The sequence below is a fragment of the Variovorax sp. PCZ-1 genome (assembly GCF_018413605.1).
Classification (GTDB): domain Bacteria; phylum Pseudomonadota; class Gammaproteobacteria; order Burkholderiales; family Burkholderiaceae_C; genus JANMDU01.
In genome coordinates this window covers 1,703,927-1,726,189 of sequence record NZ_JAHCDN010000001.1, presented here as the reverse complement: position 1 = coordinate 1,726,189, position 22,263 = coordinate 1,703,927, and the positions used below count along the sequence as shown (strand labels likewise).

24 protein-coding genes are annotated in these 22,263 nt (G+C 53.9%); 15 read left to right on the top strand and 9 right to left on the bottom strand.

All coding sequences use genetic code 11. From position 1 onward, the window contains the following. Nucleotides 1-281 precede the first annotated feature (281 nt). Nucleotides 282-1,040, bottom strand: coding sequence for a 3-hydroxyacyl-CoA dehydrogenase (locus KIH26_RS08325; protein ID WP_213443993.1), 759 nt, complete (start codon nucleotides 1,038-1,040; stop codon nucleotides 282-284). A 209-nt stretch (nucleotides 1,041-1,249) separates the two neighbouring features. Between KIH26_RS08325 and KIH26_RS08320 the strand changes: the two genes are divergently transcribed. The 3 genes from KIH26_RS08320 to KIH26_RS08310 all read left to right on the top strand — a co-directional run bounded on the left by KIH26_RS08320 (nucleotide 1,250) and on the right by KIH26_RS08310 (nucleotide 3,260). Then, nucleotides 1,250-2,164, top strand: a complete 915-nt coding sequence (locus KIH26_RS08320; RefSeq protein WP_213443992.1) for a patatin-like phospholipase family protein — start codon at nucleotides 1,250-1,252, stop codon at nucleotides 2,162-2,164. Nucleotides 2,165-2,168: 4 nt separating this feature from the next. After that, the gene (gene greB / locus KIH26_RS08315; RefSeq protein WP_213443991.1) at nucleotides 2,169-2,720 is read left to right on the top strand and encodes a transcription elongation factor GreB; all 552 of its coding nucleotides are present in this window, start codon (nucleotides 2,169-2,171) and stop codon (nucleotides 2,718-2,720) included. 201 nt (nucleotides 2,721-2,921) lie between these two features. Further along, complete coding sequence (locus KIH26_RS08310; protein ID WP_213443990.1) at nucleotides 2,922-3,260, top strand: P-II family nitrogen regulator; 339 nt, start codon at nucleotides 2,922-2,924, stop codon at nucleotides 3,258-3,260. 78 nt (nucleotides 3,261-3,338) lie between these two features. Here KIH26_RS08310 and KIH26_RS08305 read toward each other — a convergent pair whose 3' ends face one another. From KIH26_RS08305 to KIH26_RS08270, 8 genes are all read right to left on the bottom strand, one after another. After that, a complete protein-coding gene (locus KIH26_RS08305; RefSeq protein WP_213443988.1) occupies nucleotides 3,339-4,484 on the bottom strand; it encodes an ABC transporter substrate-binding protein in 1,146 nt (381 codons plus the stop codon). A 298-nt stretch (nucleotides 4,485-4,782) separates the two neighbouring features. Further along, nucleotides 4,783-5,367: an LOG family protein gene (locus KIH26_RS08300; RefSeq protein ID WP_213443987.1), complete on the bottom strand. Its 585-nt coding sequence runs from the start codon at nucleotides 5,365-5,367 to the stop codon at nucleotides 4,783-4,785. Between the two features lie 6 nt (nucleotides 5,368-5,373). Continuing rightward, on the bottom strand, nucleotides 5,374-5,766 hold the full coding sequence (locus KIH26_RS08295; protein WP_213443986.1) for a diacylglycerol kinase: 393 nt from the start codon (nucleotides 5,764-5,766) through the stop codon (nucleotides 5,374-5,376). Between the two features lie 40 nt (nucleotides 5,767-5,806). After that, on the bottom strand, nucleotides 5,807-6,337 hold the full coding sequence (locus KIH26_RS08290; protein ID WP_213443985.1) for an RDD family protein: 531 nt from the start codon (nucleotides 6,335-6,337) through the stop codon (nucleotides 5,807-5,809). A gap of 114 nt (nucleotides 6,338-6,451) precedes the next feature. Beyond that, nucleotides 6,452-7,144 carry a DUF3106 domain-containing protein gene (locus tag KIH26_RS08285; protein ID WP_213443984.1) on the bottom strand — a complete coding sequence of 231 codons (693 nt, stop codon included), beginning with the start codon at nucleotides 7,142-7,144 and terminating at the stop codon, nucleotides 6,452-6,454. Between the two features lie 13 nt (nucleotides 7,145-7,157). Next, nucleotides 7,158-7,598 carry a DUF3619 family protein gene (locus tag KIH26_RS08280; RefSeq protein WP_213443982.1) on the bottom strand — a complete coding sequence of 147 codons (441 nt, stop codon included), beginning with the start codon at nucleotides 7,596-7,598 and terminating at the stop codon, nucleotides 7,158-7,160. Nucleotides 7,599-7,642: 44 nt separating this feature from the next. Continuing rightward, nucleotides 7,643-8,209 (bottom strand): RNA polymerase sigma factor, encoded by a 567-nt coding sequence (locus KIH26_RS08275; RefSeq protein WP_213443981.1) that lies wholly within the window; start codon nucleotides 8,207-8,209, stop codon nucleotides 7,643-7,645. Between the two features lie 114 nt (nucleotides 8,210-8,323). Then, nucleotides 8,324-9,259, bottom strand: coding sequence for a 2-hydroxyacid dehydrogenase (locus tag KIH26_RS08270; RefSeq protein WP_213443980.1), 936 nt, complete (start codon nucleotides 9,257-9,259; stop codon nucleotides 8,324-8,326). A 187-nt stretch (nucleotides 9,260-9,446) separates the two neighbouring features. On the opposite strand from KIH26_RS08270, the gene KIH26_RS08265 reads away from it, so the two are divergent. From KIH26_RS08265 to KIH26_RS08210, 12 genes are all read left to right on the top strand, one after another. Continuing rightward, a complete protein-coding gene (locus KIH26_RS08265) occupies nucleotides 9,447-11,246 on the top strand; it encodes an acetolactate synthase 3 catalytic subunit (RefSeq protein WP_213443979.1) in 1,800 nt (599 codons plus the stop codon). A 216-nt stretch (nucleotides 11,247-11,462) separates the two neighbouring features. Further along, on the top strand, nucleotides 11,463-11,954 hold the full coding sequence (gene ilvN / locus KIH26_RS08260; protein WP_213443977.1) for an acetolactate synthase small subunit: 492 nt from the start codon (nucleotides 11,463-11,465) through the stop codon (nucleotides 11,952-11,954). A gap of 160 nt (nucleotides 11,955-12,114) precedes the next feature. Continuing rightward, nucleotides 12,115-13,128 (top strand): ketol-acid reductoisomerase, encoded by a 1,014-nt coding sequence (ilvC, locus tag KIH26_RS08255; protein ID WP_213443975.1) that lies wholly within the window; start codon nucleotides 12,115-12,117, stop codon nucleotides 13,126-13,128. 125 nt (nucleotides 13,129-13,253) lie between these two features. Continuing rightward, complete coding sequence (pssA, locus tag KIH26_RS08250; RefSeq protein WP_213443974.1) at nucleotides 13,254-14,093, top strand: CDP-diacylglycerol--serine O-phosphatidyltransferase; 840 nt, start codon at nucleotides 13,254-13,256, stop codon at nucleotides 14,091-14,093. 26 nt (nucleotides 14,094-14,119) lie between these two features. Then, nucleotides 14,120-14,686 carry a DUF3305 domain-containing protein gene (locus KIH26_RS08245; RefSeq protein WP_213443972.1) on the top strand — a complete coding sequence of 189 codons (567 nt, stop codon included), beginning with the start codon at nucleotides 14,120-14,122 and terminating at the stop codon, nucleotides 14,684-14,686. Continuing rightward, nucleotides 14,673-15,371: a DUF3306 domain-containing protein gene (locus KIH26_RS08240; RefSeq protein ID WP_213443971.1), complete on the top strand. Its 699-nt coding sequence runs from the start codon at nucleotides 14,673-14,675 to the stop codon at nucleotides 15,369-15,371. The genes KIH26_RS08245 and KIH26_RS08240 overlap by 14 nt, the downstream gene beginning before the upstream one ends. After that, nucleotides 15,298-17,418 (top strand): 4Fe-4S binding protein, encoded by a 2,121-nt coding sequence (locus KIH26_RS08235; RefSeq protein ID WP_249661008.1) that lies wholly within the window; start codon nucleotides 15,298-15,300, stop codon nucleotides 17,416-17,418. Before KIH26_RS08240 ends, KIH26_RS08235 begins: the two co-directional genes overlap by 74 nt. Then, on the top strand, nucleotides 17,415-18,020 hold the full coding sequence (locus tag KIH26_RS08230; protein ID WP_213443970.1) for a TorD/DmsD family molecular chaperone: 606 nt from the start codon (nucleotides 17,415-17,417) through the stop codon (nucleotides 18,018-18,020). Before KIH26_RS08235 ends, KIH26_RS08230 begins: the two co-directional genes overlap by 4 nt. 165 nt (nucleotides 18,021-18,185) lie before the next feature. After that, a complete protein-coding gene (locus KIH26_RS08225) occupies nucleotides 18,186-18,392 on the top strand; it encodes a formate dehydrogenase (protein WP_213443968.1) in 207 nt (68 codons plus the stop codon). A 23-nt stretch (nucleotides 18,393-18,415) separates the two neighbouring features. Beyond that, nucleotides 18,416-21,379, top strand: a complete 2,964-nt coding sequence (locus KIH26_RS08220; RefSeq protein WP_213443967.1) for a formate dehydrogenase subunit alpha — start codon at nucleotides 18,416-18,418, stop codon at nucleotides 21,377-21,379. A gap of 11 nt (nucleotides 21,380-21,390) precedes the next feature. Then, nucleotides 21,391-22,023 carry a formate dehydrogenase FDH3 subunit beta gene (fdh3B, locus tag KIH26_RS08215; RefSeq protein ID WP_213443966.1) on the top strand — a complete coding sequence of 211 codons (633 nt, stop codon included), beginning with the start codon at nucleotides 21,391-21,393 and terminating at the stop codon, nucleotides 22,021-22,023. A gap of 15 nt (nucleotides 22,024-22,038) precedes the next feature. After that, complete coding sequence (locus KIH26_RS08210; protein WP_213443965.1) at nucleotides 22,039-22,260, top strand: hypothetical protein; 222 nt, start codon at nucleotides 22,039-22,041, stop codon at nucleotides 22,258-22,260. Nucleotides 22,261-22,263: the final 3 nt, after the last annotated feature.

Genomic DNA, 22,263 nt, shown 5'->3' with positions numbered 1-22,263 from the left:
TGTGGTGTACGGTGCGCAAGCGATATCACCAACAGCGATGTAGCGAGCATATCGGTGTGTGGGCAAATACGGGGCGTCTGTGCCCAACATGTAGCATCAGCCTCCACGACTGAGCAAGCCGAGTATTTCACGATTGCTCTTAATTTAATAGCATTCAGCGCACAATGCATGCCGGCAAAATGCTGTTTTTACTTAGAAATCATCCGTTGGAATGCAGATGAGAAGAAAGTATAAAGCTCGTCAGCGAAGCACTGACGAGCTTTGAAGAAGAAACCTTGGAATTACTTCGGAGCCAAGCGAATGGCACCATCCAAGCGAATCGTCTCGCCATTGAGCAAATCATTGTCAAAAATGTGCAGCGCTAATTTTGCGTAGTCTTGCGGTGTGCCCAAGCGCGAAGGGAAGGGTACAGCAGCGGCCAATGCGTCTTGCACGTCTTGCGGCATGCCAAACATCATCGGTGTGCCCATGATGCCGGGGGCGATGGTGTTCACGCGGATGCCGATTTTGGATAAGTCACGTGCAATCGGCAGCGTCATGCCAACGATGCCGCCTTTGGAGGCTGAGTAGGCCGCTTGGCCGATTTGGCCGTCGTACGCAGCTACAGAAGCTGTGTTGATGATGCAGCCGCGCTCCTTGGTGGATTCGGGTTCGTTTTTGCTCATCGCGTCAGCCGCCAAGCGCAGCATGTTGAAGCTACCGAAGAGATTGATGGTGACCGTCTTTTTGAACGCATCGAAGTTATGTGGGCCGTTTTTGCCCACAGTGCGTTCGGCACTGGCAATGCCAGCACAGTTCACCAATCCCATGAGCTTGCCCATGGAGACTGCTTTGGCCACGACAGCTTGGCCATCGGCTTCGCTGGTCACATCGCACTTGACAAAAGCGCCGCCAATTTCTTTGGCTACGGCTTCACCTTTTTCAACTTGCATATCGGCAATCAGCACTTTGCCGCCTTGAGCGGCCAGCATGCGCGCTGTACCTTCGCCAAGGCCCGATGCGCCCCCGGTAACGATGAAAACTTTGTCTTTGATTTGCATGATTTTTCCAAAAATAAAGATAAGAACGCAAAATACGCGAAACAGCGCAAAAGGCGCAAAAAAAACACTTCAAAGTAGGTTGGTTTTTTTGCGTCTTCTGCGAAACCTCTGCGTCTTTTGCGTTCTATTGCATGGATCGCTGTGATTGACGTTAACGTAAACGTCAATCCCGAATTATCAGCGATTTTGCCAGCCACGATAATCGCTGCATGCTCTTTTCGAAATTGAAAATTTACCTGCTCGCAGCTACCCTGCTTGTCTTATCTGCCTGTACGACTGCGCCAACCCAGCCTCCTGCCCCGTCTGCTCATACAACGACGCCTGATCCAGTTGTCGCTAAACGCCCGCCCAAAATCGGCCTCGCACTCGGCGGCGGCGCGGCGCGCGGGTTTGCGCATGTGGGGGTGATCGCGGCTTTGGAAGAGGCGGGCATCAAGGTGGACTATGTGGTGGGCACGTCTGCGGGCTCGCTTGTGGGCGCGATTTACGCTTCGGGCAAGAATGCCGCGCAGCTTCAGGAGATTGCTCTGAAGATGGAAGAGGCCGAGATCACCGATTGGACGCTGCCATTTTTCAGTCGAGGCATTCTGCGTGGCGAGGCGCTATCGAATTACATCAACCGCCAGGTGAACAACAAGCTGATCGAGAGCTTGCCGATACCACTGGGTATCGTGGCCACAGACCTGAAGAGCGGGCAGGGGACCTTGTTTCAAAGCGGAGATACCGGGCGAGCTGTGCGTGCGAGCAGCTCAGTGCCTTCTGTGTTTAACCCAGTGAAGATTGGCGATAGAGAGTATGTAGACGGCGGCCTGGTCGCGCCTGTGCCTGTGCGCTATGCCAAGCAAATGGGCGCAGAGCTGATCATCGCGGTGGACATTTCTGCTGCGCCTGAAGGCAACGCGGCCGACGGCACGGTGGCTGTGCTGCTGCAAACTTTCGCGATCATGGGCAAGAGCATCAATGAATATGCATTGCAAGGTGCCGATGTCGTCGTACGCCCCGAGTTGGTTGGCGTGAAAAGTGGCGATTTCACTGCCAAGCGCCGCTCTATTGAAGCAGGTAAATTAGCGATGCAACGTTTGATGCCGCAGCTTAAAGCAGCGATTGAAGCGAAATCAAAGTGAGATCATGAGCAAGGCTTTCACGAAAGAAACAGACGCGGATGAGGACGACGACCTCGGCGGCGCGCCACCCATTCCCGCAGGCAGCAAAAACTACATCACCCGCGCAGGCTACGAGCGCCTGCAGCTTGAGTTGAAAGTGCTGGTGGATGATGAGCGCCCGAAAGTAGTGGAGGCAGTGCATTGGGCCGCCAAGAATGGTGACCGCAGCGAAAACGGCGACTATCTTTATGGCAAAAAGCGTCTGCGCGAAATTGACAGACGTATCCGCTTTCTTACCAAGCGGCTGGAAATTGCGGAAGTGGTAGATACCTCAAAGCATCACGGAGAGACCCAAGTGTTTTTTGGCGCAACTGTGACCTATGCTGATGTACAAGGCAATGAAAAAACCATCACGATTCTGGGTATAGATGAGGCAGAAAGTGCTCAAGGCCAAGTCAGCTGGATCGCGCCAATTGCGCGAGCTTTTCTTAAGAGTCGCGAGGGCGATGAGGTGCGCCTACAAACGCCAGCAGGCCAGCAGACCCTAGAAGTGATCCGAGTGCAGTATCCGAAGTAGCCGCCATTAAAGAAGCCAACAGCCTGAATTGCTATGATTCCAATAGCATTTCGCGCAGTTTCCACGGTGCTTTATGGCCAATTTGGCTTATTTTTTTATGGCTGAACCGCAGGCTTTGCATGCATGGGTTTTCCTTGAGGCGGCACAGTAACGAAACTGAGTTAAAGTTTAGTCAATTCAAATTAATCCAAGGTCTAACTTATGAAACAAATCACAGCCATCATCAAACCGTTCAAACTCGAGGAAGTGCGCGAGGCGCTCGCTGAATGCGGCGTGACTGGATTGACCGTCACAGAAGTCAAAGGCTTCGGTCGTCAAAAAGGACATACCGAGCTGTATCGTGGCGCGGAATATGTGGTTGACTTTCTGCCCAAAGTGAAAGTAGAAGTCACCGTGAAATCTGTGGATGTGGATCGCTGCGTGGACGCGATCGTGAAAGCTGCTCGCACTGGAAAAATCGGTGACGGCAAAATCTTCGTTACCGCCGTGGAGCGCGTCGTGCGCATTCGTACGGGAGAAGAGGATGAGGCTGCGGTGTAATCAGCATTTGACTGACCATTGACTGATAACAAAAAGCGACCTCTAGGGTCGCTTTTTTGTAGGGGCGATGGATCAAGATCAGACGCGGACTTTGCCATCGCCCGTGAGCATGGATTTCTCCACAAAGCTCGAAGCGACGTGATCACGACCAGACAAGGAGACCTGAAAACCGCCGTAATCTGCGCGGCCAATCGCTTCCAAGCCGTTGATCAGGCTCTCGCGTGTGACACGGCTTCCAGCACGGTTTAAGCCATCGGCGAACATTTTGGCTGCCAAATAGCCTTCAAAGCTCGAGTAATTGATGTTCACATTTTTGCCGTGCGAGGCTACGGCGGATTGAAATTCACGAACGATCGCTGTTGCAGCGTTATAGGGCGAGGGGACGACTTGCGTGATCACAACCCCAGCGCCATCTTTGCCCAGCTCATCGGAGAGTGCCTTGGTGCCAACAAATGAAACATTGAAAAACTGACCGCCATAGCCTGCCTTACGAGCCTCACGAATGAAGGCGGCGCAGGATTTGTAGGCGCTGACTTGAATGATGGCATCGGGTTTGGCGGGAAGAAGGGTTTTGAGCGCCCCTGCGACATCGACACTGTTACGCTCGACGGTCGCCAGCGCAACGGGTTTGTTGTTCAATTTAGCGAGCGCCTTGGTTGCGCCGTCCAGACCTGCTTTGCCGTAAGCATCGTTTTGATAGAAAACGGCAATGTTTTTCAAACCCAAGGTGTTGAGTTGGTTGACGATGGAGGCTGTTTCATCGTCGTAGGAGGCCCGAAGATGAAAGGCTAATTTGTTGAAGGGATCACGCAGGCTCATCGCACCAGTGAACGGGGCGATAAAGGGAATATTGGCTTTGGTAGCCAAAGGCAAAGCAGCCAAGCTCGTAGGCGTGCCGATGTAGCCAAACAAGGCGAAGACGTCTTGATCAATCAGCTTGTTGGTGTTTTCTGCGCAGCGATTGGGTTCATAGCCATCATCCATGGCCAAAATTTCAATGGGTCTGCCAGCAGCGCCGCCCTTAGCATTCAGTAGATCGAAATACACCGTGGCACCGGCGTTGAATTGGATTCCTAGTTGAGCGGCTGCGCCTGTGAGCGGGCATGACTGCCCCAGTAAGATTTTGCCGCTTTGAGCTGATGCGGTACGAATGACCGGAGCTGTAGCAAGAAAAGCAGCTGCAGACAAGGCGTGTTGATGGAGGCGACGGCGAGTAATGTTCATGGATTAACGAGAATACAACTTTCAACAGGATGTGCACCTCACCATGAGGAAAATACTCCGAGAAAGTAGGTTTTGTATTTGTCAGTTTATCTGCCACATTGAGTACAAATGAATTTATACACATTGATACATGACAGTATCTGACGAGTTGCTCGTTTTTAACGACAGAAGGCAATGCCTGAAAAAAGCATCGCTGCGTGTATGAAATACTTGGTATTCATTCTTCGCTTAATCCGTTCGCTTGTGATCTAAAAAAATCAACGAACTTGCAGATGCGATCTGCTACTTTGCGGAAAATTTAATCCACGTGTCTGATTTGCTCAGAGAGCCCAGCAGCAGTCACCAACTCGCGAAGTAAACCAGCCGGCTCTTCGGCGATTTGGATCATCTCCATTTGATAGTCACCCACGAAGCCATCGTTGACTGTGCCGCGCATCATCTCCATGAAAGCGTCATAGCAGCCATTCACATTGAGGATGCCGATAGGCTTGTCGTGGTAGCCGAGTTGCTTCCATGTCCAGGCTTCGAAAAGCTCTTCAAACGTGCCGATGCCACCAGGTAGGGCGAGGAACACATCGGCATGTTCGGCCATCATGGCTTTGCGCTCGTGCATGGTCTCAACGATATGCAGCTCGGTGCAATCTGTTTTGGCCCATTCTTTTTCTACCAAAGCTTTCGGGATGATGCCTTTCACGGTGCCGCCTGCATCCATGGTGGCCTGAGCGACGATCCCCATCAGGCCGTTGTTACCGCCACCATAGACGAGTTGGCCGCCATGCTGGCCGATCCATCGGCCCACTTCGCCGGCCGCATAAGCAAAAGCGGGCTGGTTGCCATCGCGTGAGCCGCAATAAACACAAACAGAAAAATTAGGTTTGGCCATATGCGGTTAGAGAAAGCGTGAATAAAGCGCTGCGAACCAGACGCCAGCGCAGAGCAATAAAGAAAGTAACACTGCAGCCGAGCCCAGATCTTTCGCGGTCTTGGAGAGCTCATGCCATTCAGGGCCGATACGGTCGATAGAACGCTCGATGCCTGTGTTGAGCAGCTCGACAATCATCATCAGTACGACGACGGAAATCAGGAAAGCGGACTCCAGCCAAGTGCGCCCGACCCAAAAAGCCGCTGGAATCAAGATAACGGCAAGCATCACTTCTTGGCGAAATGCAGGCTCTTGCAAGCCCACCTTCAGGCCAGACATGGAATAACCCGTGGCATGAATGATGCGTGTGAGGCCAGAGCGCTGTTTTTGAGCGGTAGGGGATTCTTGCGGTGTAGACATGACTTTGGAAAGACTGTTAACGGACAACTAGCCGCTATGGCTAAGCCGGTATGGTTTTGCTCATGGGCTTGTGTGAGATCAGGCGCGTTCCCGCCAGTGCGTCGTGCAGGAACTGGCGCTGAGGATGAAAGCGCGAGAGCAAGGCATAGACGGCGATCCATCCAAAAACGATGACACCGATTTCACCGGCTGTGAGCTTGAAAGGAGCCACCGCCGCCAAAGGAGGTAGAAACCACAGCCAAGACAGCGCATAGCGTGCCAATGCGCGCTTTTGAGAGATGGCCTGCCCATCCAGCCCCACGACCCGCAGATGCCAGGTCTTCATGGCCAAAGTTTGGCCTTTGTGCCAAAAATAGACGAAATAGATGCCGAAAATGATGAAGAGGAAAATCTGCAGGCCAAGCCGGTTGTCCATCGCGTTGCGCGTTTGGGAGAGCGTGCCAAACAGGTAACCCGCAATCCAAATCACACCAAACATCAGCACACCTTCATACAACCAGCAGGCCATTCTGCGGCGCAGGCTGGGTGGCTCAGTAGGGGCATGGGTAGAAGGAGAGGTGGCTTGGCTCATTGCATCATCATGAAAGAGCCTAGATTGTAAATGCTATCTATTCGATAGCACTTCGCGCAATAACTACGCCGCCAAAATGCTCAAAACGCTTAAAAAGCAGCAAGAAAATGGGTTTTATGGCTTACCAGGAGCATCACCCGCATGACCAGGCAAGATGCTGCCTTGCGCCGCCACATGCGGGGCAACGGCGATTCGCTTACCCGGGGCGGGTGCAACAGGTGCGGTTTTGGCATTGGCCAGTACTTTGGCTGTACCGAATTCTGGTGCGGGCTCTTTCCTCAGTACAGGCTGCGGGCGAGCGGCAGGTGCGGCGCCAGCAATCGAAGCCTTGGGAGCGCTCTCGGCGAGTTTGCGCTTTTCCTCAGGGCTGAGCTGCTGATAAGCCTGCCATTGAACTTTGCGCTGCTCAGGCGTGAGGCCGTCGGTGAGTTCGCGGTTTTGTGCAAAGTTGATGCGCGCATCGGCGCGCTGTTGTGGGCTCAGGGCAGTCCATTCCGTCATGCGAGCATGCATTTTGGACTGTTGTGCGGCAGGAAGCTTATCGAAATCTTTGGCGACGGTTTGCCATTTGCGTTTTTGACCAACAGCCATCGCATCCCAATTCGCAGCCAGCGGCCGCAACGCGGCCTGCTCAGCTTGGCTAAGGTCTTTCCACAAGGGCTGGCTGCCGGCGATTGCACTGACCTGAGCTACGGATTGAGGTTGTAGCGCTTTGCCAGTGGGAGCTACAGAAGCGACAGGAGCCTGCGCAAAAGCCCTCGAGGCTGCTACGAGGCTTAATAAACCAACCAGAAGCAAGCTACGCATGAGCTCAACCCCTTTACTGGCCACCTGCGGGTGGGCCAAATTTGAGATATTGCGCAAAACCAGGATCAGTGTGAGCTGAAGGTGGCAGGTCGTCGGTGAGCAATTGGGTATCTACCTCGGCCAGCTCGTTGGCGCGATCATCGTTCACATTGATATGGATGGCTACCAAACCGATGGCCAGCGCCAAAACGGGCACTGCACTGGCGAAACGATTGAACCAGCTAAAGCCTTCTCCACCGCCCAATACAGCAGCAGAGCCAGAGGCAGACACACTGGCTGCGGCTTGGGTTTGCGTGGCAGAGGCCGTTTTACGTTGAGCTAGAGCTTGCTGACGAGCAACACGCAAGCGCTCAGAAATGTCGTGGGGTAGAGGAAGGTCGTCCAGGTGAGCCGCTACTTTCAGGCCAAAGCGATCCATCTGGGCTTCGCGCTGGAGATAAGTTGCGTTATTCATGATCTTCACCTGGCATTCTAAATATTCTTAACTCGAAAAGAAAACTAAAGTTTAATTCCCTTGGCAATCAGCGTTTTGCTCAGAGCCTGCACTGCACGAGAACAGTGCGTTTTGACGCTGCCTTCTGAGCAGCCCATGGCTGCAGCTGTTTCGGCCACATCCATTTCCTCCCAGTAACGCATGAGGAAGGCTTCTCGTTGACGCGCTGGCAGCAATTGCACCGCATCATCGATCTCTTGTAGCGTTTGGCTGCGTGAGACCTGTTTCTCAGCACTTTCTGTGCCATCAGAGGTGTCGATAGCCTCTAAAGTTTCCAACAGATCAAATTCCCCGTCTTCGCCAGCTTTTTCAAAGTCGCTCATGTTGGAAAACACGGCGCGATGGGTTTTTTGACGGCGAAACCAATCCAGGGTGGTGTTTTGCAAAATCCGCTGGAAGAGCATGGGCAGCTCGGCGGCGGGCTTGTCGGCGTAGTTCACCGTGAGCTTGATCATGCTGTCTTGTACGATGTCCAAGGCCGCATCCTCGTCTCGGACATGGTAGACCGAGCGCTTGAAGGCGCGTTTTTCCACAGACTTGAGGAAATCGGAGAGTTCTTGCTCGGTGGCCAAAATGGTTTGCTAAGAAGCCGTTTTATTTATGTGAGCTGTGAATACAGCACTGTCTTGGGTGGCATTATCGCATTCGAAATAGCCAAGACTTACCTCGGGATACTGCTGATCAACTCAGTAGCCTCGCCCTCTCTGTATCACACCAGTGATGGCTTGTCCGTTTCTCAACGACATGATTTTTTGGCTGATTTGCGCGATAGATGGCGCAAGTAAGGTCATGGCTGAGATGTGTGGCGTGAGGGTGATCTGCGGGTGAGATCGGAACGGGTGATTGGCAGGCGCGGGTTCGGTGCGCATGACATCGAGGCAGGCGCCAGCCATATGGCCAGAAGCAAGCAGTTTCAGTAAATCTTCTTCCACCAGATGCGCGCCGCGTGCGATGTTGATGAGATAAGCACCAGGTTTCAAAAGGCTCAAATGCTGCTCGTTCAAAATATCTTGGGTGTGTGGAGTCAATGGCAGGGCGCAAACCAAAACACGGCTCATCGACAAAAATTTGTACAACTCTTCGCCGCTGAAGCAGCGAATGCCTTCCATCGTTTTAGGGCTCTTGCTCCAACCCACGACAGGAAATCCGATATCCCGCACGCGCTCGGCAATCTTGCTGCCCAGCTCGCCCAAGCCAAGAATGCCCACCGGAAAGCTGGCGTGATCCTGTGCGGGGTATTGAATCCACTTTCCGGCACGAATATCTTGCGCATATTGGTCAAAGCGCCGCACATGGCGCAGCAAGGCATGCGTCACGTAATCCTGCATTTGCGCTGCCATGCCACCGTCTTCGATACGCACCACGGCTAGACTTTCTGGCAAGCGCAGCTTGAGCAATCCGTCCACACCCGCGCCGAGCGCGAAAACGGCTTTGAGCTGGGGCTGCGCGTCAAAAAACGCCTGAGTGGGAGCCCAAGTGATCGCATAGTCTGCTTGTTCTGTGCAATCTGGCCAAATCTGTATTTGAGCTTCGGGCAAGGCTTTGGCCATGGCATCCGCCCAAGGCTGAGCATCAATGGTGGGGCAGCAAAAGGCGAGTTTGGGCGAATTTTGGTGAGGCATCTGGCGATGTTACTGAATCTGAAAAATCCGCATTTCCAGCAAGTGGCATAATGCGGATTGCAAAAGGGTTCTGATCCGGCTGTCTTTAGGCAAGCTCATGTTCAAAGCCCGAAGCCTCGCAACGGCACTTTCCGGTGTGCGTGAGAGGTACCTGCAAAGTTACTTTAACTCTTAAAGGTTGATCATCATGGAAATCTCCAAGGCGGAAATCGCCTCGGCCGCTGCTGCTTCCAGCGCTGCCACATCCTCATCCTCCAATTTGCCCGAAATGCGTGGCGCTGAAGTGCTTTGCGCTGCGTTGGCTGCTGAAAACGTCAAATACGTTTGGGGCTATCCCGGCGGCGCGGTGCTGCATATTTATGACGCGCTGTACAAGCAGCAAAGCATGCAGCACATCCTCGTGCGCCACGAGCAAGCGGCTGTGCACGCGGCGGATGGCTATGCGCGTGCAACGGGTGATGTGGGCGTAGCGCTCGTGACCAGCGGCCCCGGTGCAACCAATGCCGTGACTGGCATTGCGACCGCCTATATGGACAGCATTCCCATGGTGATCATCACCGGCCAAGTGCCTGTGCCAGCCATCGGCCTCGATGCCTTCCAAGAATGCGACACCATCGGCATCACCCGCCCGATCGTGAAGCACAATTTCTTGGTCAAAGATGTGCGCGATATGGCCGATACGATCAAGAAGGCTTTCCACATCGCGCGCAGCGGCCGCCCAGGCCCCGTGGTGGTGGATGTGCCGAAAGACGTGAGCTTCAACAAAGTGAAGTTTGATTTGGCTGAATATAAAAAGCCCGTCGAGATGCGCAGCTATCAGCCGAAAGTGAAAGGCCATGGCGGCCAGATTCGCAAGGCTCTTCAGCTCCTGCTCACAGCCAAGCGCCCATATATCTACACCGGCGGCGGCGTGATCTTGGGTGGCGCAAGCAACGAGCTGCGCACCTTGGTCGATATGCTCGGCTATCCCGTGACGAACACGCTCATGGGCTTGGGAGCGTATCCCGCATCAGACAAAAAATTCCTCGGCATGCTCGGCATGCACGGCACGGTGGAAGCCAACAACGCGATGCAAAATTGTGATGTGCTGCTTGCTGTAGGCGCGCGTTTTGACGACCGCGTGATTGGCAACCCCAAGCACTTCGCGCAAAACGAGCGCAAGATTATTCATATCGACATTGATCCATCTTCGATTTCCAAGCGCGTGAAGGTGGATATTCCCATCGTGGGCGATGTGAAAGACGTGCTCACCGAGATGATCAACCAGATCAAGGAAATGCCGCAGCGCGTTGCGCCTAGTGATTTGGCCAACTGGTGGAGCAACATCGAATCTTGGCGCAGCAAAGATTGCTTGAAGTATGACCGTGGCAACAAAGACGTGATCAAGCCGCAAATGGTGGTCGAGACGCTTTGGAACATGACCAAAGATGTCGAAACCTACATCACCTCTGACGTGGGCCAACACCAAATGTGGGCCGCTCAGTTCTACCGCTTTGATCAGCCGAATCGTTGGATCAACTCCGGTGGCCTTGGCACAATGGGCGTGGGTATTCCGTATGCCATGGGCATCAAGATGGCCAAGCCAGATGCAGAAGTGTTCTGCGTCACAGGCGAAGGCTCGGTGCAGATGTGCATTCAAGAGCTCTCTACTTGCTTGCAATACAACACGCCGATCAAAGTGGTCAGTTTGAATAACCGTTACCTCGGCATGGTGCGCCAGTGGCAAGAGCTGGATTACGAAGGTCGCTACTCGCACTCCTATATGGATGCGCTGCCTAACTTTGTGAAGCTGGCGGAGGCTTACGGCCACGTCGGTATGTTGATCGAGCGTCCACAAGACGTCGAGCCAGCGCTGCGCGAAGCCCGTAAGCTGAAAGATCGCACCGTCTTCATGGATTTCCGCACCGACCCGACGGAGAACGTCTGGCCGATGGTGAAGGCGGGTAAGGGCATCACTGAGATGCTTTTGGGCTCGGAAGAGCTTTAACTGTTCAACCGATAGAACGCAAAGGACGCAGAATAAACGCAGAAGACGCAAAAGAAAGAAATTGATTTTGGTTTTTTCTGCGCATTTTGCGAACTTCTGCGGCTTTTGCGTTCAATTAGTTGCCTTCAATTTAACTTAACCTAAACGATAAATCTATTTGCAGCCAAGTCCGTTGATTACCGTCAACGGAGGAGGGCTCAGAAAAGAGGAATCATCATGAAACACATCATTGCAGTATTGATCGAAAACGAAGCCGGGGCGCTGTCCCGCGTGGTGGGCTTGTTCTCAGCCCGTGGCTACAACATTGAATCGCTCACCGTGGCCACCACGGAAGACGAATCGCTCTCCCGCATGACCATCGTCACCAGCGGTTCCGATGAAGTCATTGAGCAAATCACCAAGCATCTGAACCGTTTGATCGAGGTCGTGAAAGTGGTCGATCTCACCGAAGGCAGCTACATCGAGCGAGAGCTCATGATGGTCAAAGTGCGTGCGGTGGGCAAAGAGCGCGAAGAAATGAAGCGCATGGCAGAAATCTTCCGTGGCCGCATCATTGATGTGACTGAGAAGAGCTACACCATTGAGCTCACAGGCGATCACGACAAAGTGGATGCCTTCTTAGAAGCCATCGACCGCACCGCCATTCTCGAAACCGTCCGCACTGGCGCCAGCGGCATTGGCCGAGGTGAGAGAATACTGCGTGTTTAATTTTTTGAGCGCTTAAGAATAGAACGCAAAAGACGCTAAACAACGCAAAAGACGCAGAATCAGAGAATTCTTTTTTGCGCATTTTGCGTTTTTTCTGCGACTTTTGCGTTCAAAAGATCCGTACCAACAATCCATTAACCAATTACCTGGAGAAAATGAAATGAAAGTTTTTTACGACAAAGACTGTGATCTGTCCCTCATCAAAGGCAAGACCGTTGCCATCATCGGCTACGGCAGTCAAGGCCACGCCCACGCTCAAAACCTGAACGACAGCGGCGTGAAAGTCGTGGTCGGTCTGCGCAAAGGCGGCGCGAGCTGGGACAAAGTGGCCAAGGCTGGCCTGCAGGTCGCTGAAGTCAACGATGCAGTCAAATCTGCAGACATCGTGATGATTTTGTTGCCTGATGAGAACATCGCTGGCGTGTACCGCGAAATCGAATCGAGCTTGAAGCAGGGCGCTTCGCTCGTGTTCGCTCACGGCTTCAACGTGCATTACAACCAAGTTGTGCCCCGCGCCGATTTGGATGTGTGGATGGTTGCTCCTAAGGCGCCTGGCCACACCGTGCGCAACACCTACACTCAAGGTGGCGGCGTGCCTCACCTGATCGCTGTGCATCAAGACAAGAGCGGCAAAGCCCGCGAGATGGCTTTGAGCTATGCGATGGCCAATGGCGGCGGCAAAGCCGGCATCATCGAAACCAACTTCAAAGAAGAGACCGAGACCGATTTGTTCGGCGAGCAAGCCGTGCTTTGCGGCGGCGCTGTTGAGCTCATCAAGATGGGCTACGAGACGCTGACCGAAGCTGGCTACGCACCTGAGATGGCCTATTTCGAGTGCTTGCACGAGTTGAAACTCATCGTTGACTTGATCTATGAAGGCGGTATCGCCAACATGAACTACTCCATCTCCAACAACGCGGAGTACGGCGAGTATGTGACGGGCCCCGAGGTGATCAACGAAGAGTCTCGCAAAGCTATGCGCAATGCATTGAAGCGCATTCAAAATGGTGAATACGCCAAGATGTTCATCCAAGAAGGCCGCTTGAACTACCCAAGCATGACTGCTCGCCGCCGCAACACCGCCGATCACCAGATCGAAAAAGTCGGTGCTCAGCTGCGCGCCATGATGCCTTGGATCGCGAAGAACAAGCTGGTGGATCAAACCCGCAACTGATTTTTTAAGCCAAATTGGCACTTCGCCGGCTACAAGCCTGCGCGAAGTGCTATTAAATCAGTAGTAAGCCGCTTGGGAAACCAAGTGGCTTTTGTTTTTACCAAGATTCACATTACACTGCAGCCATGCATGATGGAACCGACACCTCTCCCGCTGAACTGGCTTTGACAAAACCACGCCGCAAGGGCATTTATATTCTGCCCAACTTGTTCACCTTGGCCGCGCTTTTTGGCGGCTTCTATGGCATCGTGATGGCGATGAACGGGCGCTTTCATGAAGCTGCCATCGGCATCTTCTGCGCCATGGTGCTGGACAGCCTGGATGGTCGCGTTGCGCGTATGACGAACACGCAATCTGCCTTTGGCGAGCAGATGGATTCGCTCTGTGACATGGTGAGTTTTGGCGCTGCGCCGGCGATCATCGCTTATGTGTGGGCACTCAAAGATCTCGGTCGCTGGGGCTGGATCGCCGCTTTCGTCTATGTGGCCTGCGCTTCCTTGCGTCTAGCGCGTTTTAACGTGAATACGGCCGTGGTCGATAAGCGCTACTTCCAAGGCTTGCCAAGCCCAGCTGCCGCAGCACTGGTGATGGGTCTGGTGTGGCTCATGACAGATTTGAACATTGCTGGCAGCGATACGATCGTGATATTAGGTGCGATTGAGATGAAAGTGCGCTGGATCATGTTTGCTTTCGCCTTGTTGACAGGCCTGACGATGGTGACCAATGTGCCGTACTACAGCTTCAAAGATGTGAACATGAAGAAAAGTGTGCCTTTCGCAGTGATCGTGTTGATCGCTTTGGGCATCGCTGCGATCAATATTGATCCACCCACCGTGCTCTTTGGAATTTTTGTCGCCTACGGTTTGAGCGGTTATGTGATCTATGCTTACCGCAAGGCCAAAGGCTTGCAAACCAGTGTGATTGCCACATCCAAAGATGAGCCTGACGAACGCGGCCTGCATTAAGCACTGCGTCCTGCATGTAGCCAGCTATGTCTGAGAATCAACGCCCTGATATCCAAGTTGCTGTCACGATGCGCAAAGAGCGTGTGACAGGAGCTGCTGCGCGATGGGTGGATTGGCGCTGGAAGCTGCATGACGTGGCTTTGCATTCTGAAGCTTTTGGGCATGCGCCACGTTGTTTGCACAGCGGCGAGGAGGGTGCGCATTGGCTGTTTCCGGCGATGACCGTGCAGCTGTATCGTGATGATGCTGAGGGTTACTACCTGAATGCCACGACTGAGCAGCCTTGCTGGTTTGTGATGTGGCGCATGGAAGAGGAGCTGGGCTTCTCCGATGAATTGATTGCTGTGCCGCAGGTGGTGAGTCTCTCCTACAACGACGCAGGGCGCTGGCTGGATTCTCAGGAGACGGTGGAGCAAGTGCCTTGCCCGATTGATGTGGCGCAGTGGATTGCTCAGTTTGCCGAAGATCATTTTGTGGCAGAGCCAAAAAAACGCAAACGCCCTGAGAGTTTTAAGCGGCTGGAAGATCGCTTTGGTAATCCAGTGAGTATCAGCGCAGGGCCCAAGTTTGGAGCGGGTGATGGCAGCAGATAAAGCCGTACCCGAGGAAAGTGGTTTCCTCGCCAGATGGTCGCAGCGCAAGCAGGCTCTTCGTAAAGGTGAAGAACTTTCCGAGCCGCAAGCTCCCAAAAAGAATGAGTTTTTAGAGCAAAAACAGCCTGTAGCCGGCATACATACTGCGCAGAATGCTCCTGATTTGATAGTAAGCGAGACTGAGGTGGAGGAGGCCAAAGCGCTGCCACCTGCGCCCACGATGAAAGATGTGCACGGCCTCACACCTGAATCTGACTTCAAACCCTTCATGCGCACCGATGTCACGCCTGAGGTGAAAAATGCAGCAATGAAGCAGCTCTTCAAAGATCCGCATTTCAACACCATGGACATGATGGATGTGTATGTGGATGACTATTCCAAGCCTGACCCGCTGCCGCCAGAGATGCTGCGCAAAATGGCCGTGACGCAGTTTCTTGGCTTCTGGAAAGAGGAAGAAGAGGATGCCACTAAGAAGCTCGCCGAGCAAAAAGCAAGGGAAGATGCTGAAAGCTCTCTGGGCGAAAACGTGGCACAGTCAGGGCTTGAAAAGTCAACACCTGAGACGATCCAAGAAAGCCACGCTTCATCATCAGAAGCACTAGCCACCGAACATGACCACCCTGATCTGCAACTGCAACCAGACGATGCCGCTGGACGCCAAAGCGCTCTCAAGCGCGCTGGATGAAGACTTAACGCTGCACACCGCGCTGTGCCGCCGCCAAGCCGCGAGTTTCCAAAAAGCCATCAAAGCCAATGACGATGTGACTGTAGCCTGCACGCAGGAGCAGAGGCTCTTTGCGGCACTGGCTGATGAGACGGAAGGCGCGAGAGCGGGCGTCACTGCCCCGATCAAATTCATCAACATCCGCGAGACGGGTGGCTGGAGCCGTTATGCCTCGCAAGCCATGCCAAAGATCGCTGCGCTACTGGCAGCTGCGCGTTTGCCAGAGCCTGAGCCAGTTCCCACGGTGACCTACAAAAGCCAAGGCCGTTTGCTCATCATTGGCGAGATGGGGCAAGCAACGCAGCTCGCTGACATGCTCTCCGATACTCTGAGTGTTACTATCTTTTCGATAGCTGCTCGCGCAGCATCTGCGCCGTCAAATGGCCATTTTTCATCTCAAGAACGCAAATATCCTGTGCTCGCAGGCAAGATTGATCAGCTGAGTGGCTGGCTCGGCGCATTCAAACTGAATTGGCAGAAAAACAATCCGATTGATCTGGATTTATGCACCCGCTGCAATGCCTGTGTGGTGGCTTGCCCAGAGCAGGCTATTTCTTTTGATTTCCAGATCAACATGAGCAAATGCAAGAGCCATCGCTCCTGCGTAAGCGCTTGCGAGGTGGCAGGTGCGATTAATTTTGAGCGCGATGCTGCTGAGATGGAAGACGCGTTTGATGTGGTGCTGGATTTATCAGACAAGCCATTGATCGATTGGCATGCTGCTCCGCAAGGCTACTTCAAAGATGCGAGCGCCGCCACGCTGATCAAACTGCGCGACATGGTGGGTGAATTTGAAAAACCAAAATTCTTCACCTACAAGCAAAAAATCTGCGCTCATTCGCGCAACGAATCCGTGGGTTGCAATGCTTGCGTGGAGATTTGCTCAGCGCATGCGATCACGAGTGAAAAATCACGTCAGCAGATCAAGGTGAACCCGAATCTCTGCGTGGGCTGCGGCGCGTGCACGACCGTCTGCCCCACAGGCGCGCTCACCTATGCGTATCCGAAGGCAAGCGAGCAGGGCGCGAAAATCAAAGCGCTTCTGACCACCTACGCGGCTGCAGGCGGCAAAGAGCCCGCGCTTTTGCTGCACAGCCAGGGCGCTGGCGCGCAGCTCATCGAGCAGCTTGGCCGCGCCGCACAACTGCGCAAAGCACAGGGCGTGCCTAATAACCTGATTCCTATTGGTGTCTGGCACACAGCGAGTATGGGCATTGATCTTTGGCTTTCTGCCATTGCCATGGGCGCGCAACAAATCGCTGTGCTCACGACTGCTGAAGAAGCACCAGATTATTTGAATGGCCTGCGCCAGCAGATGGAAGTCGCGCAAACCTTGCTGCGCGGCTTAGGTTATGCAGGCACGCATCTCCAACTGATCGAAGCCAAAGATGTGACCTCTCTGGAGGCGGCTTTACAACAGCTCAAAACCACCAAGCAAAGCGTGCCTGTGAAACCAGCGCGCTTTGCCTTGCCCTCAGAAAAACGCAGCACACTGGATTTGGCGCTCGATCACCTGATCACGAATGCACCACAAAATCCACTCCCCGAGCAAATTGAGCTTCCAAAGGCTGGCTCACCCTTCGGCAATCTGCAAATCAACAAAGACGCTTGCACGCTTTGCCTCAGCTGTGTCAGTGCCTGTCCTGCGAGCGCCTTGCAAGACAACCCTGAGCGCCCGCAGCTCAAATTCATCGAAAAAAACTGCGTGCAATGCGGCCTCTGCGCACAAACCTGCCCAGAAAAAGCCATCACCTTGGAGCCACGATTACTCCTCACCAAAGAACGCGGGCAGAGCAGGGTGATCAACGAGCAACCGCCTTACACCTGCGTGCGCTGCAGCAAACCTTTTGGCACACTGAAAGCCATCGAAGCCATGCTCGGCAAGCTATCCGGCCATGCGATGTTTCAAGGCGAAGCACTCAATCGCCTCAAGATGTGCGGCGACTGCCGCGTGATTGATATTTACTCGAACAACAACGAAGCCAAGATTCAAGATTTCCCCCGATGAGCAATATTTCAACTTTCGATGAAGAAACCGCTCGTGCGGAAGTCTACGGCCTGCTCGCCGCGCTTCTTTACGCGCCACCTACTCCCGAGTTGCTCGCGCAATTGCGCGTGGCCGTGACCCAAGCACCTCAAGAGGGTGGTTTTTTGGAGGAGAGTTGGCGTGATGTGGTGGCATCTAGCCGTGAGCTTTCAGATCAGCAAATCGCCAGCGAACACGCGCAACTCTTCGGTGGCGTGGGCAAGCCCGAGGTGTATTTGTTTGGTTCTCATTACCTGAGCGGCTTCTTGAATGAAAAACCTCTCGTGCGCTTGCGCACAGCGCTCACCAAACTGGGAATCGAGCGCGATGAAGCCATGCCCGAGACGGAAGATCATTTCGCGTATTGCTGCGAGGTGATGCGTTTTCTGATCGCGGGTGAAGATGTGAGCGTGTCCAACCTCACAAATCAAAAAGAGTTTTTTGCAGAGCATGTGCAGCCTTGGGCAGCTCAGATGTGCGATGCCCTGCAAGCGCATCATCGTGCTGTGTTCTACGCTAGGCTTGCAGGCTTCATGCGCGCTTTCATCAGCATTGAAATGCAGGGCTTTGATATGCTGGCGTAAGCTCAGCGTAGGCTAGCGCGCGATGAAATCGTGCCCTAGTGAAATCCCTAGTCGCTCCCACTGCAAATTGAGGGGCATTGCATTGCAAATGGCTCAAGATGAGTCTATAGTTGCTATAGAAAACAAAGCTGGCACATATTTGCCGTTATCCATTTGGAGACACCCATGGATCAAGAAGTGAAAACACCCTCGCGGCGCGGAATGCTTTTTGGAGCTGCTATTGCTGGCACCGCTGCAGCTGCTGTCGTCGCATTGCCAAAAGTTGCGCCGCAGGAGGCCGCGCAGGAAACTCTCAAACCCGCCCCAGAAAAGGGCGGTGGCTACAGCCTCACAGCGCATGTGAAGCAGTACTACAGCACCACCCTGATTTAATCCCTCCTTACTCGGAGCATCCTATGTTGTTGACTAAAAAATCCTCATCGGTGGGGCAGAGCGCTGGGCGTTCACCATTCGTGCACAACCTCTCTCGCGGGCTCTCGCAAGCCATTCCGACAGTCGATCGCCGCGCCTTCCTACGCCGCTCTGGTCTGGGCGTTGGTGTAGGCATCGCTGCATCCCAGCTCACTTTGGTGAAAAAAGCCAAGGCAGCGCCAGGTGGCTCAATAGATGGCAGCGGCAAGATCGAAGTCAAGCGCACGATCTGCACACACTGCTCCGTAGGCTGCGCGATTGATGCTGTGGTGGAAAACGGCGTGTGGACGCGTCAAGAGCCTGTGTTCGATTCCCCGATCAACCTCGGCGCGCATTGCGCTAAAGGCGCAGCCATCCGCGAACACGGCCACGGCGAATTCCGCCTTCGCTATCCGATGAAGCTGGTCAATGGCAAATACGAGCGCATCAGCTGGGATACGGCCTTGAATGAAATCAGCGCCAAGATGCTTGAGCTGAAAAAAGCCAGCGGCCCCGATTCACTTTTCTTCGTTGGTTCATCGAAACACAACAACGAGCAAGCTTATTTGCTTCGCAAATGGGTGAGCTTCTTCGGCACGAACAATTGCGATCACCAAGCCCGTATCTGCCACTCCACTACCGTGGCTGGCGTTGCCAACACTTGGGGCTACGGCGCGATGACCAATTCGTACAACGACATGCAAAACAGCAAGTTGGCGTTGTACATCGGCTCGAATGCTGCGGAAGCCCACCCCGTGAGCTTGCTGCACATGCTGCATGCCAAAGAGACGGGTACGAAGATGATCGTGGTCGATCCACGCTTCACGCGCACGGCAGCCAAGGCGGATGAGTTTGTCCGCATCCGCTCCGGCTCAGACATCGCCTTCTTGTTTGGCATCTTGCACCATGTCTTTAAAAACGGCTGGGAAGACAAGAAATACATCAATGACCGTGTCTATGGCATGGAAAAGATCAAAGAAGAAGTGCTGGCCAAGTGGACACCCGATAAGGTGGAAGAAGCCTGCGGCGTGCCAGAGGCGCAAGTCTTCAAAGTGGCCAAAATGCTCAACGAGCATCGCCCCGGCACGATCGTGTGGTGCATGGGTCAAACCCAGCACACCATCGGCAATGCCATCGTGCGTGCCTCCTGCATCTTGCAGCTCGCGCTTGGCAATATCGGCGTGAGCGGCGGCGGCGCAAACATCTTCCGTGGCCACGACAACGTGCAGGGCGCAACCGATGTGGGCCCCAATCCTGATTCACTGCCCGGCTACTATGGCTTGGTGGAAGGCTCATGGAAGCATTTCGCCAACACTTGGGGTGTGGATTTCGAGTGGATCAAAAAGCAATACGCCTCGCCCGCGATGATGACTAAATCGGGCACGACCGTTTCTCGCTGGATTGATGCGATCCTTGAGAAAAACGAACTCGTCGATCAAGACAGCAATGTGCGCGGTATGTTCTTCTGGGGGCATGCACCGAATTCGCAAACACGTGGCCTCGAGATGAAGCGCGCGATGGACAAGCTCGATTTGATGGTCGTGGTTGATCCCTATCCATCGGCCACGGCAGCCATGGCAGCGATGCCCGGGAAAGCGGAAGATTTGAATCCGAATCGTGCTGTCTATCTGTTGCCCGCAGCCACTCAGTTTGAAACCAGTGGTTCATGCACCGCATCGAACCGCTCAATCCAATGGCGCGAAAAAGTGATTGAGCCGCTGTGGGAAAGTCGCTCGGATCACATGATCATGTATCAGCTGGCGCAGAAGCTTGGCTTCGATAAAGAGCTGGTGAAGAACTACAAAATGCAAAAGGTCAAGGGCATGGATGAGCCCATGCCAGAAGACATCTTGCGCGAGATCAATAAATCTGTCTGGACGATCGGCTACACCGGCCAAAGCCCAGAGCGCCTCAAAGCGCACATGCGCAACATGGATAAATTTGACGTGAAAACGCTCAAATCTAAAGGCGGCAAAGACAAAGAAACTGGCTACGACCTGAGCGGCGATTACTTCGGTCTGCCATGGCCATGCTACGGCACGCCCGAGCTCAAGCACCCCGGCTCACCGAATTTGTATGACACCAACAAACATGTCATGGATGGCGGCGGCAATTTCCGCGCCAACTTCGGCGTGGAGCGCGAAGGCGTGAATCTGCTGGCCGAAGATGGTTCGCACTCCAAAGGTGCAGACATCACCACAGGCTACCCAGAGTTTGACCACCTCTTGCTCAAAAAGCTCGGCTGGTGGGATGAACTCTCCGAAGCTGAGAAGAAAGCAGCAGAAGGCAAAAACTGGAAGAATGACCCATCGGGCGGCATCATCCGCGTCGCGATGAAAAATCATGGCTGCCATCCGTTTGGCAATGCAAAAGCGCGCGCCGTGGTGTGGAACTTCCCTGATGCTGTGCCAATTCACCGCGAGCCGCTGTACGGCAACCGGCCAGATCTCATGGCGAAGTACCCCACGCATGACGACCGCAAAACGCTCTGGCGTTTGCCCACGCTCTACAAATCCATCCAGCAGGAAAACATCGCGAAGAAGGTTCACGAGAAATTCCCGCTGGTGATGACTTCGGGCCGCTTGGTGGAGTACGAAGGCGGTGGCGAAGAAACTCGCGCCAATCCATGGCTGGCTGAGTTGCAGCAAGAATCCTTCATTGAGATCAATCCCAAAGCAGCAGCCGAGCGCAGCATTAAAAATGGTGATCGTGTTTGGGTGACCACACCAACAGGTGGCCGTATGAATGTGCAGGCGATGGTCACAGAGCGCGTTGCGCCTGATACCACCTTCATGCCCTTCCACTTTTCAGGCCGTTGGCAGGGTGTCGATATGCTGGCGCACTATCCAAAAGGTGCAGCGCCGATTGTGCGAGGTGAAGCTGTGAACACCGGCACAACATACGGCTACGACATCGTCACGATGATGCAAGAAACTAAAACGACGGTTTGCAACGTCGAGAAAGCGTAAGGAGAATCACTATGGCACGGATGAAGTTTATTTGTGATGCCGAGCGCTGTATCGAGTGCAATGGCTGCGTGACGGCTTGCAAAAACGAGCACGAAGTTCCTTGGGGTGTGAATCGCCGCCGCGTGATCACGCTCAATGATGGCGTGCCCGGCGAGCGCTCCATCTCGGTGGCGTGCATGCATTGCTCCGATGCGCCTTGCATGGCGGTCTGCCCTGTGAACTGCTTTTACCGCACCGATGAAGGCGTGGTCTTGCACGATAAAGATGTGTGCATCGGCTGCGGCTACTGCTCATACGCTTGCCCATTCGGCGCACCACAGTTCCCGACTGCCGGTACATTTGGCGTGCGCGGCAAGATGGATAAATGCACCTTCTGCGCTGGTGGCCCTGAAGCCAATGGCTCTCAGGCAGAATTTGAAAAATATGGCCGCAATCGCTTGGCTGAAGGCAAGCTGCCAGCCTGCGCTGAGATGTGCTCCACCAAGGCGCTCCTTGGCGGTGATGGCGATGTGATTGCCGATATCTTCCGCAATCGTGTGCTCAAGCGCGGCAAAGGCGCAGAAGTGTGGGGTTGGGGCACGGCTTATGGCTCTCAGCAAGCTGGTCAGCCGCCGAAAGAACAACAAGCGCCAGCTAAAAGCTAAAGCGAGAAGCATGTCATGAAAAAAATACTGTTAGCAACTGCGATTGTGTTTCTGGCTTCAGCTTGCACAGAAAAGCCGCAAAGCGCCGGTGGCGTGAAAGGCGATTCTGCACCTTACACCGGCACAGGCAAAGCCTATGCAGAAGGCAATTGGAAGCAGGGCGATAAGGCCAGTTGGGAGAGCGCATTGAAAGTGCGTGCCCAGAATGGTCAGAACGACTATTCCAAGACCAATTGAAGG

Excerpts from the sequence above, each read along its gene's own strand:
- KIH26_RS08325 (WP_213443993.1), bottom strand. The coding sequence starts at position 1,040 with ATGCAAATCAAAGACAAAGTTTTCATCGTTACCGGGGGCGCATCGGGC.
- KIH26_RS08320 (WP_213443992.1), top strand. The coding sequence starts at position 1,250 with ATGCTCTTTTCGAAATTGAAAATTTACCTGCTCGCAGCTACCCTGCTT.
- greB (WP_213443991.1), top strand. The coding sequence starts at position 2,169 with ATGAGCAAGGCTTTCACGAAAGAAACAGACGCGGATGAGGACGACGAC.
- KIH26_RS08310 (WP_213443990.1), top strand. The coding sequence starts at position 2,922 with ATGAAACAAATCACAGCCATCATCAAACCGTTCAAACTCGAGGAAGTG.
- KIH26_RS08305 (WP_213443988.1), bottom strand. The coding sequence starts at position 4,484 with ATGAACATTACTCGCCGTCGCCTCCATCAACACGCCTTGTCTGCAGCT.
- KIH26_RS08300 (WP_213443987.1), bottom strand. The coding sequence starts at position 5,367 with ATGGCCAAACCTAATTTTTCTGTTTGTGTTTATTGCGGCTCACGCGAT.
- KIH26_RS08295 (WP_213443986.1), bottom strand. The coding sequence starts at position 5,766 with ATGTCTACACCGCAAGAATCCCCTACCGCTCAAAAACAGCGCTCTGGC.
- KIH26_RS08290 (WP_213443985.1), bottom strand. The coding sequence starts at position 6,337 with ATGAGCCAAGCCACCTCTCCTTCTACCCATGCCCCTACTGAGCCACCC.
- KIH26_RS08285 (WP_213443984.1), bottom strand. The coding sequence starts at position 7,144 with ATGCGTAGCTTGCTTCTGGTTGGTTTATTAAGCCTCGTAGCAGCCTCG.
- KIH26_RS08280 (WP_213443982.1), bottom strand. The coding sequence starts at position 7,598 with ATGAATAACGCAACTTATCTCCAGCGCGAAGCCCAGATGGATCGCTTT.
- KIH26_RS08270 (WP_213443980.1), bottom strand. The coding sequence starts at position 9,259 with ATGCCTCACCAAAATTCGCCCAAACTCGCCTTTTGCTGCCCCACCATT.
- KIH26_RS08265 (WP_213443979.1), top strand. The coding sequence starts at position 9,447 with ATGGAAATCTCCAAGGCGGAAATCGCCTCGGCCGCTGCTGCTTCCAGC.
- ilvN (WP_213443977.1), top strand. The coding sequence starts at position 11,463 with ATGAAACACATCATTGCAGTATTGATCGAAAACGAAGCCGGGGCGCTG.
- ilvC (WP_213443975.1), top strand. The coding sequence starts at position 12,115 with ATGAAAGTTTTTTACGACAAAGACTGTGATCTGTCCCTCATCAAAGGC.
- pssA (WP_213443974.1), top strand. The coding sequence starts at position 13,254 with ATGCATGATGGAACCGACACCTCTCCCGCTGAACTGGCTTTGACAAAA.
- KIH26_RS08245 (WP_213443972.1), top strand. The coding sequence starts at position 14,120 with ATGTCTGAGAATCAACGCCCTGATATCCAAGTTGCTGTCACGATGCGC.
- KIH26_RS08240 (WP_213443971.1), top strand. The coding sequence starts at position 14,673 with ATGGCAGCAGATAAAGCCGTACCCGAGGAAAGTGGTTTCCTCGCCAGA.
- KIH26_RS08235 (WP_249661008.1), top strand. The coding sequence starts at position 15,298 with ATGACCACCCTGATCTGCAACTGCAACCAGACGATGCCGCTGGACGCC.
- KIH26_RS08230 (WP_213443970.1), top strand. The coding sequence starts at position 17,415 with ATGAGCAATATTTCAACTTTCGATGAAGAAACCGCTCGTGCGGAAGTC.
- KIH26_RS08225 (WP_213443968.1), top strand. The coding sequence starts at position 18,186 with ATGGATCAAGAAGTGAAAACACCCTCGCGGCGCGGAATGCTTTTTGGA.
- KIH26_RS08220 (WP_213443967.1), top strand. The coding sequence starts at position 18,416 with ATGTTGTTGACTAAAAAATCCTCATCGGTGGGGCAGAGCGCTGGGCGT.
- fdh3B (WP_213443966.1), top strand. The coding sequence starts at position 21,391 with ATGGCACGGATGAAGTTTATTTGTGATGCCGAGCGCTGTATCGAGTGC.
- KIH26_RS08210 (WP_213443965.1), top strand. The coding sequence starts at position 22,039 with ATGAAAAAAATACTGTTAGCAACTGCGATTGTGTTTCTGGCTTCAGCT.